This window comes from Kaarinaea lacus (assembly GCF_975902315.1).
Genome location: NZ_CDLKIE010000332.1, coordinates 1 through 6,950, shown reverse-complemented (window position 1 = coordinate 6,950; position 6,950 = coordinate 1). Strand labels below are relative to the sequence as shown.

The 6,950-nt window shown below is 47.4% G+C and carries 5 protein-coding genes; 1 reads left to right on the top strand and 4 read right to left on the bottom strand.

Annotated features, from left to right (window positions below):
* The 3 genes from ACWVCM_RS10750 to ACWVCM_RS10740 all read right to left on the bottom strand — a co-directional run.
* A partial coding sequence (locus ACWVCM_RS10750) for a YjbH domain-containing protein (protein ID WP_455201752.1) occupies positions 1-454 on the bottom strand: 454 nt, incomplete at its 3' end.
* A gap of 200 nt (positions 455-654) precedes the next feature.
* Positions 655-924 carry a hypothetical protein gene (locus ACWVCM_RS10745; RefSeq protein ID WP_455201751.1) on the bottom strand — a complete coding sequence of 90 codons (270 nt, stop codon included), beginning with the start codon at positions 922-924 and terminating at the stop codon, positions 655-657.
* 306 nt (positions 925-1,230) lie between these two features.
* Entirely contained in the window at positions 1,231-5,118 is a 3,888-nt protein-coding gene (locus tag ACWVCM_RS10740) for an XrtA/PEP-CTERM system-associated ATPase (protein ID WP_455201750.1), read from the bottom strand.
* A gap of 610 nt (positions 5,119-5,728) precedes the next feature.
* Between ACWVCM_RS10740 and galE the strand changes: the two genes are divergently transcribed.
* Complete coding sequence (galE, locus tag ACWVCM_RS10735) at positions 5,729-6,721, top strand: UDP-glucose 4-epimerase GalE (RefSeq protein WP_455201749.1); 993 nt, start codon at positions 5,729-5,731, stop codon at positions 6,719-6,721.
* 19 nt (positions 6,722-6,740) lie between these two features.
* Here galE and ACWVCM_RS10730 read toward each other — a convergent pair.
* The coding region (locus tag ACWVCM_RS10730; protein ID WP_455201748.1) for a hypothetical protein at positions 6,741-6,950 on the bottom strand (210 nt) is incomplete at its 5' end.

Sequence of the window (6,950 nt, the reverse complement as noted above, 5' to 3'; positions counted from 1 at the left end):
CAAGCTTTTTGCTCAGCGTGACAAACTGGGCCTCAAATACCTGGGTACCCAGGAAGTCCTGCGCGCCAATGGTGAGTTGAGGAAAATATTTTGACTCTTTCAACAGGCGTATCTTGGCGTCAAAGGCCTTGTCTTTATAGTCGCCAAAATCTGTATCGGGGCGATTAAATGCCTCAACATTGTCAATTTCCGTATAGCGGCCGGACATCTCCAGCCAGCTGAAAAAACTGACACTTGCCCACAAGGCGGAATACGGTTGCATATGGCTCAATCCAAATCGCAGCGTACCTTCATCATCAATGCGGGCATCGGGCATATTGACCAAACCAGTTTGTCCGAGCTGGTTGGGCTCGGCGAACACTTTAAATGAACACAGGCAAGCGAGCAGTAGTAAAACACACCTGGTAGAAAGAATTGCGAGTGGATTGTGTGGGAAACTATGAGATGGGTGCAAAGCTCACTTCCTGTCGGGCCCTTTTCTAATTATAAGTAGTATCTAGCTATGAGTCATACCTGGTCCTGGCAACTCATTGACTGGTTTATTCTAGCAATGGTGGCAATCGATAAAATATCTCACTTTCTAAACGTAGAAACCCTTGTCACAATTGACAAGGGTTTCTTTATATCCAAATTTAGGCTGTTTGATAATTGGGCTTAATGGCCGGCCGAACTACCGGAACTGGCAACAACCGCAAGAGCAGCAGCTGCCGCGACACCTACCGCGATCATGGTACCTGTACCAACACCACCTGCGCCTACCGCAGTACTGGCTTCTGCTGCCCCAGCCGAAGCACCTGTTGTAGGCGGAGCTGGCTGTACTGCAGCACCGGATCCAATGGCAGCGGCAAGCTGGATGTTCTCTCCAGCGTTCGCTGAAGTCGATACGATGAAGGCAACTGCCATTGCGATAAGTGCTTGTTTCATGAATTCTTCTCCATTATTTCAGAACATCTGCCAGAAATTTTATATGTTGAAACTATGGCCTGTGGCTCATTTGCTGTCAAGGAACTGGCTGTAACAATTTCAAATTATTCGACTTTTGTCAAAATTTCACGCTATTTCCAGGCCTAATCAGTGAAAATTCCGGCCAGATTATAATTATTTCGACTTTCGTTCTGGAAAGCTTTAATGCCTCTCCAAAACAGGGATCGAAAAATAAAAACCCGCAATGAGAATAATTCTCACTACGGGCGCTTACTGAGCGAATACGTTTACCCGGAAAGCCGCGTTTTACTGGTTCGTTTTATGGAAAAACTTGCTGATTTTCACACCACCATTTGGTGTTCGGGTCGCTTCCACGGTTACTGTGCCGGCTACCGTCGCAAATGACGCTTGCCCCTGATTTTGCACCAGTACTTCAAAATTGCCTTTACCGATCGATATATTGCCCCTGGTTTGCCACTTCATGTCTTTCAGGAACATTTGACGCGCCTGGGTCACGTTAAATAAGTCAAGGTGGTCCTGGCGAATACCGGCCAGTGAATTCTGGTCATTGGTTTGCGCATTACTGGCAAATAAATTCATCAAGCGGTCGATATCGCCATTTTCATAAAATTCTGTGAAGCTACTTAACAATGCTTTTAATTCTGAAGCGCTGGGCCCTTCAGGCGCTGTTTTCAGGCTTGAGGCCGGAATTTCATTAGAAAGGTAAAAGCGTGAGACTTTGATTTTGTCATCAATCAATTGCAACTGCATTGTGTATTCGCCTTTCACTGATATGGGCGATCCAACTTGTGGTGTAACGGTAGTGGTATATTGCCCTACACCACGCGCAAACTGGCCTTCATTGTCCCAGGTTGACGCTACCATCGTTATGTTTCGCGATTTACTGGCGCTGAACAGTTTCTTGTACTCGCTCTCGATAGCGTTACGTGTGGTTTGTGTACTGGTGCGAGCAGTCTCCGTGAATAAAGCCATCAAACTGTTTAAGTCACCTTTTTCAAAAGACTTGCTGAAATCACTTAAAAACTGTTTCAGATTAGCATCGGTAATCTCCGAAATGGATTGCGTTGCCAACGGAATAGGCTCAATTTTTGCGATCTTAACCGGCGCCGTTTTAACGGTGTCACCGGAAACCTGTGCGGGTGGCTCGACAGGTTCCTGTGATCCTTTTGGTATCACAGGTACAACCGCAACTGCACTCGGTGACGTTGATGTAACCGAAATATCTTTGCCCTCAAATTTATTTTGTTGCGATGCTTTTGCCGTAGATGCTGTTGACGTAGATGATGTTAACTGAGTGGTCGATTTATTTTGAGCTACTGCACTGCTTGAGCCTGTGGACGATTTTGCTTCCACGGGTACTGACGTAAACTTGCTGGCAGATTGAGTGGCTGCGGTCGATTCTTTTGCCGCAACGCCGGCCACCACGGCAACCGGTGCGGCCTGTTTTAATACGGACTGGGTCTTTGTATCCGAAGGCTCTTTTTTAGTAACAGCTGAAGGCTCTTTCTTAGCAACCGTACTGCTGCTGGCTTTTTCCGTTTTGGCTGCAGAGGTAGACGGTTTGAATTTCTGGACAGGCACTGATTCTGCGACTTTGACCTCCTGTTTTGGTATAACAACTGGCTTTGGTGCATCTGCTTTTGCCGTCGCTTTAACCGCTGGTTTTTCTTCCTCTGCTGGCGTTGTCGATGCAACACTCACCGGTTCTTCTTCACCAATCTTGATGACTTTATCTTCTTTAACTGAAGCAACGCTGGAAGCTGCAACTGCAGATTCTTCCGTCACGCTACCATCGTTGAACGCTAATCCGCGACGCCTTTCCGGCGGGATAACCACGGGATCCACTTCGGTTACATTTGCCGCAGTACTCTGTAGACTCTCACCCGTATCCGAAGGCTCGAGTTGCGTAATAAAAATACCCAATACTATAACCAGCGCACCAATACCCAGAATTGCTGCCTGACCCAGCAAATGAATACGACGACGCGTGATTCGAGGATCAGGTGTATAACTGTCGGGCGCTGCTCCCAAATAGGATGCGACCGGGGTGGGTTTTTCCTCGGGTTTAATTTCCTGGCTGAAATCGATCGTTAACTCGGGATTTTCCAGTGCTTCCAGCACCTGCGCCGCTTTATTGTCGGACTCATCGACGGTTTCTTCTGAACTTACCGGCGTATCGTCAAGGCGCATGAGTTCTTCATAAGCGCGTCCGACTCGATCAACACACTCTGCCGCACCCGACTGTTTATCCTGACGTAATAAACGCATTAGCAAATCGTAATGGCGTTCGATATCCGCAACAGATGCATTGGATTGCAATCCAAGTGTCCTGTAATAATCACCTTTCGCCGCAAAAAGCGTACGACGGATAAAGAATCGTACGGCTGAGCGCAACATTACCGGGGATATACCCATGACAGCGGCCGGACTTACTTTCGTTAATACCTGGTCATCCGAAACAGCAAGTTCCAGTAATTCACTAACGCCTTCCGGCAATGGCTGGATGGGATCGTCCAGTCCCGGGAAACTGGAGGGTGAGCGGTGAAAGGCCAGGACCAAACGCAAAATGCGGCGAAGTACCACATCTTCTGAACTGGGGCTGGCCATGGCTGCGGGTGCAACAGGCAGATTTGGCTTTTCCGCCGGCACACTATCGGCACTTTTGTTTTTACCACCGGGGATAACCCGGAACAGTTCGCGCTCCGAAACCTGTGGCGGCGGTTCCGGTGTCAGACTGATACTAAATGAATCATCATCGGCATCCATTTCTGCGGGATGCTTATGCTTAACGGTATTCCCCAGCACATCCTGATCCACAGGCTCCTGCTCAGATTCTTTTGCCAACACAGGTTTGTCGCGGGCTTCTTCTTTAGATTTGGCAACAGGTTTCTTCGCTTCCTGTTTGCTGGACTTATTTGCTTTTGCCGTTACGCCCGGCTTGTCCTGATCAGTTTTTGGTTTAGCAGAGGACTTAGACTTGCTGAGCAGTGACTTTTGATCTTCTTCTGAATCGTCATCGCTTAAAGAAACACTTTTATCAAACGCATCGATAAAGTCTTTCGTAATATCGATAAAGTCTTCATCTTCGCTGTCAATAGCGTGGGGCATATGTGGTTCTGTACGACCACTGGCAACTGATGTGGATGGCGTTGTTGGCGTCGTGGATTGACTCTCTGCTGATTCAGCTGTCATTGCGCCATCAATTTTAGCTTTTCCTTTGCTGGTAACGTTTTTCAATTCTTCAGCAAGCTGACTGGTTGCATTAAAAGATGCGGCAGCATTGTATGAGGGTTCTTCACTGGATTGAGGCTCTTCAACCGGTACATTGTCACCTTTGGCTTTCGCGCTAATCGCTCCACTGGAAACTTCCTGTTCCAGTTCCTTCTTCACCTGATCAACCAGTTCACCTGTAACGTTATGCGTTTCTTCCATGCAGCCAAATAACAGTATACGGTCGCATAACATGTTAATCCGGCGCGGCACACCCTCGGTGTACTCATGAATTTTTTCAAATGCAATTTCTGCAAAATGCGGGTCGTTATTCCAGTCGACGTGCTTTAAGCGACTCTCGATATAGCGCTGGCTTTCATCTGCCGCTAATGGGCTAAGGTGGAAATTAGCGATGACACGCTGGCGTAACTGTTCCAGATCCGGGTTATCCAGCATGTTGCGAAACTGAATTTGCCCTAATAAGAAAGTCTGCAGCAATGCTTTGTCACCAATCTGCAGATTGGACAACATGCGTAGTTCTTCCAGCGATCGAGCCGGCAGGTTTTGCGCTTCGTCAACAACCAGTAAAGCGCGTTTGCCTTCGCGGGAACGCGCCAGTAAAAATGATTCTATGTTTTTTAACAGAGCCGCCTTATCAAGGTTCTCGTAGCGTAATCCAAAAGATGCAGCCACCATGCGTAGCATGTCGTCTGCTTCGAGTTGGGTCGTTGTAAGGTGGGCAACCACAATATTTTTGTTACCCATTTCTTCCAGCAATATTTGCGCAAGGGTGGTTTTGCCCGTACCAGGCGCACCGGTGATAACAACAAATCCTTCATTCTGATGAAGCCCATAGCGAAGATAGGCTAGAGCGCGTTTATGGCCACGACTCGGAAAGAAAAAACTGGGATCAGGGCTTAAGCGAAAAGGCTTCCCTGTGAGATTGTAATAGGATTGGTACACTTAACTACTCTCTTAAACGCTAGAAATGTTTAACTACCACTAAAACTAAGCCAGTATTGACTGCGTTGACATTGGTTTTGAATTAACAGTAAGGAAACGCCGACGAAACTTCACCGTGAAATGCCTGCTGAGTTTCAGGAATTTCGCGATGATATGTATTTAATGGAATTGCCTTACTTAAAACAAATTTCAATAGACCGAATATGCGTCAACACTAGAACCCCTGTTAGCTTAACATCTTAGTCCAGTTTGCCTTGCTGAAGACTTACACTTCCTGTGTTCCCTGCATTAGTTAAGCCACTCACAGCAACTCGCTAATATCGCTTTTGTTTCAGCTAGTTAAGCGCTCCCGCACGAACTGAAAAAAATCTTAATAAAAACAGCTAAGCGACTGATGTGATTTAGATTCTGACTACTATAACTTTTTACGATCGATGAATTCAAGTGAAATTTTAAGCATTTTCGACAGGGTATTTCGTCATTGATTCCACCCATTTCTGTCCGTAGACTATGCTGCCTTTATAACTTGTCATCTTAATGACACGTCTGTTTATTAGCATTTTGTGATTTTCTTTTTCTCTATTTTGAACATGGGCTTATCGGGGTTTTTATGGCAAGTGGGATATTAGTCACCGGCGGTGCCGGTTATATTGGCAGTCATTTGGTCCGCCAGCTGGGTGAATCGGGTGAGCAAGTGGTCGTTCTGGATAATCTTTCAACAGGAATAGCGGATGCGGTCCTGCATGGAGAACTCATTCAGGGTGATACCGGTGACCGGGAGTTAGTGAATAAACTATTGGCCGATTATGACATTGAAACCGTAATGCACTTTGCTGCACACACCATTGTGCCGGAATCTGTCAGCGATCCGCTTAAATATTACCGAAATAATACCTGCTCGACCCGTAACTTGCTGGAATGCTGCGCGAATGCGGGCGTCAAACACTTCATTTTTTCTTCTACAGCAGCAGTTTACGGCATTCCCGACACGGAATTTGCCACCGAAGAAAGCCCGTTAGCCCCCATCAATCCCTATGGCACGTCTAAATTGATGTCAGAATGGATGCTGCGTGACCTGTCCGCTGCGACAAACATGCGCCATGTGGCCTTACGCTACTTCAATGTGGCCGGCTCCGATCCCCAATGTCGCATTGGCCAATCGACAAAAAACGCAACCCTTCTCATCAAAGTCGCCGCCGAGGTGGCCGTCGGTAAGCGCGAGCAGCTGTCCATATTTGGAACGGATTATCCGACCCCTGATGGCACCGGGATTCGGGATTATATCCACGTTGAAGACCTGGCAGCGGCACATATTAGCGCCCTGGACTATCTTCGCAAAGGTGGTGACTCTACCACGCTCAATTGTGGTTATGGCCATGGATACAGTGTACGAGAAGTTGTGGATGCGGTGAACCGAATCAACGGGCAACCCATCAAGGCTGTCGAGCAACCGCGTCGCGCCGGAGATCCACCCAGCCTGGTAGCAAAAGTGGATAAGATTCACGAAACGCTGGACTGGGAGCCCCGCTACGATGACCTGGATTTTATTGTGAAATCATCCCTGGATTGGGAAAAAGAACTCATTAACCGCCAAAACAAATAATCGTTCTGGCTATACCGACTCACTTTGCGTTGTCGACTTTTTCCAGTAGCTGTTTGATATATTTGGAAGGGATGGCGTAGGAAATTCCACTGGGCTTTTCCAGTACGGCTTCTTTGGTTTCTTTGACGAACACGCTATTCACCACTCCCACGACATGCCCCGTTGCTGGATCATACAGTGGGCTACCGCTGTTACCGGGATATGCAATGGCATCGAGCTGGAATACGTT